The following is a 2641-nucleotide window of genomic DNA, read 5'->3' on the forward strand; positions in this document are numbered from 1 at the left end:
AGGGCGCGTTCGAGGATCGCCGCGTCCACGTCGAACCGGTCGGGCGCGCCGCGCAGCTGGTCGGCGACGCCGAGCAGCTCGGCCGCGGCGCCGTCGTCGCCGCCGGCGGCCGCGAAGGACCCGGCCGCGATCGCGACCTTCGCGAGGACCGGCATGTCGAGCGCCTCCAGCGCCGAGTCGAAGGAGTCGGCGAGCAGGCGGCGCGCGCCGTCCTCGTCGCCCTTCGCGAGGGCCGTGAAGATCCGGGCCCGCGACATCAGCGCGGTCCACTGGGGAGGGACGATGCCGCCGGAGTCCTCGCGCAGCCAGTTCGCAGCGGCGTAGTGCTGCTCGGCGTCCTCCAGGCGGCCTTCGAGGCGGGCCAGGTCGCCGAGCCCCAAGTGCGCGAACAGCGCCTGGCGGGCCGAGGACGGGTGGTCGTGGTCGGCTTCGGCCTCGGCGATGACCTCCTCCATGGCGGCGCGCGCCTCCGCGTTGCGGCCCTGGCGAAGGAGTGCGCTGGCGAGGATGGTGCGGGTCTGGACGGCGGCCGCGCCGGGGCTGAGTTCGCGCTGGAGCCGGATCGACTCCTCAAGGGCGGCGACGGCGGGTTCGAGGTCGCCGAACATCAAGCCGACCTGGGCGAGCCAGGTGAGGGAGTGGTAGCGGCCGTAGCGGTCGCCGACCTCTTTGAAGCCGACGGCGGCGCGGGCGAGGTCGACGCGCATGGCGGTCATCTCGCCGCGGTCTTCGAGGAGGAGCGCGCGCAGCAGCCACATGACGGCGCGCACCCACGGGTCGGGGTGCCCCATACGCTCCTGAATGGACGTGAAGCCGCCGTCGTGGTCGTCGATGAACATGCGCAGCAAGGGATCGGCGATGGCGAGCAGCGGGTGGTCCCGGTACGGCTCGGCGGCGCGCGCGACCTCCTCGAACTCGGCGATGATCCCGTCGGCCTGGAACGAGCCGCACAGCATCCGGTTGACGACCGCCATGCCCTGCACGACGACCCGCGATTCGGCGGGCGCGGGGCCGGGGACGGCGAGCGCGGCTTCGAGCCGGCCGGAGATCTCCAGGCTGGCGCCGGTGTAGAGCCAGTAGACGCACATGGCCGCGGCGAGGCGGACCGCGGTGTCGGCGTCGCCGCCGCCGACGGCGAAGTGGAAGGCGGCCAGGAGGTTCCCGCGTTCGGCTTCGAGGCGGCGCATCCAGACGACCTGGTCGGCGCCGCGCAGGTGCGGGGCGGCGCTCTCGGCGAGGTCGAGGGCGTACGCGGCGTGGGCCTCGTGGGCCTTGACGAGGCGGCCGGTCTCGGCGAGGCGGTCCTGGCCGTACTCGCGGATGGTCTCCAGCATGTGGAAGCGGCCGGCGGCGCCGGGCTGGAGGATCGACTTGTCGGCCAACGCGGTCAGGGTGTCGAGGGAGGCGCCGAGCCATGCGGCGGCGTCGATGGACAGGCCTCCGGCGAAGACGGAGGCGGCTTCGGCGAGGTCGCGTTCGGCGGGTTCGAGGAGGTCCCAGCTCCAGGCGACGACGGCGCGGAGGGTCTGGTGGCGCGGGAGGGCGGTGCGGGAGCCGCCGGTGAGGAGCAGGAAGCGGTCGTCGAGGCGCTCGGCGACCTGCGCGAGGTCGAGGGTGCGGAGCTTCGCGGCGGCGAGTTCGATCGCGAGGGGGAGGCGGTCGAGGCGGTCGCAGAGGGCCGCGACGACGTCGGCGTTCGTTTCGGTGACGGTGAATCCGGGGCGGGCGGCGGCGGCGCGGTCGGCGAAGAGACGCGGCGCGGCGCGGGTGCCGAGGGGGCCGATATGGCAGACGGTCTCGCCGGTGATGGCGAGGGGTTCGCGGCTGGTGGCGAGGATGCGCAGGTCGGGGCAGCGGCCGAGGAGGCGGTCGGCGAGGTCGGCGGCGGCGCCGATGACGTGCTCGCAGTTGTCGAGGACGAGGAGGACCGGGCGGGCGGCGAGGGCGTCGGCGAGGCGCTCGAAGGTGTCACCGGGGGCGCGGCGGTCGGCGGGCTCGTCGTCGAAGGCGCCCACGGCTTCCGCGGCGACGCGGGCGACGCCTTCGGGGTCGGTGATGCTGGCGAGCTCGGCGATCCAGGTGCCGCCGGGCGGGGCGGTGGAGGCGGCGACGGAGGTGGCGAGGCGGGTCTTGCCGACGCCGCCGGGGCCGCAGAGGGTGACGAGCCGGGAGGTGCTGAGGGCGGCGGCGATCTGGGCGCGTTCGGGTTCGCGGCCGACGAAGCTGGTGAGCGGGGCGCGGAGGTTGCCGCGGACGCGGACGGGGGTCGGAGCCGGTTCGAGGAGTCTCATGTGGACTGAAGTGAGAGCGGGGCCGGGGTCGGCGCCGAGCTCGTCGGCGAGGCGGCGGCGCAGGGCCTCGAAGCGGGCGAGCGCTTCGGCCCCTTGGCCGGCGGCGAGGAGGGCGCGGAAGTACAAGGCGTGCAGGCGTTCCCGGAGGGGGTGCGCGACGGCGGCCTCGGCGAGCGCGGGCAGGAGTGCGGCACCGGTTGCGCTGGAGGCGAGTTCGGCCTCGGCCCAGTCTTCGACGGCGGCGAGGCGGGCCTCGTCGAGAGCGGCGATGGCGCTGAGGGCGTCGGGGGTGTCGGCGAGCGCGGGGCCGCGCCACAGGCCGAGGGCCTCGGCGAGGAGGCCGCGGGCGG

Annotated in this window: 1 protein-coding gene; it reads right to left on the reverse strand. The window is 75.4% G+C overall.

Annotated features, from left to right (window positions below; all coding sequences use genetic code 11):
- The coding region (locus tag DI269_RS13275; RefSeq protein WP_112136622.1) for an ATP-binding protein at positions 1-2641 on the reverse strand (2641 nt) is incomplete at both ends.

The sequence above is a fragment of the Glycomyces dulcitolivorans genome, assembly GCF_003265355.1.
Classification (GTDB): domain Bacteria; phylum Actinomycetota; class Actinomycetes; order Mycobacteriales; family Micromonosporaceae; genus Glycomyces; species Glycomyces dulcitolivorans.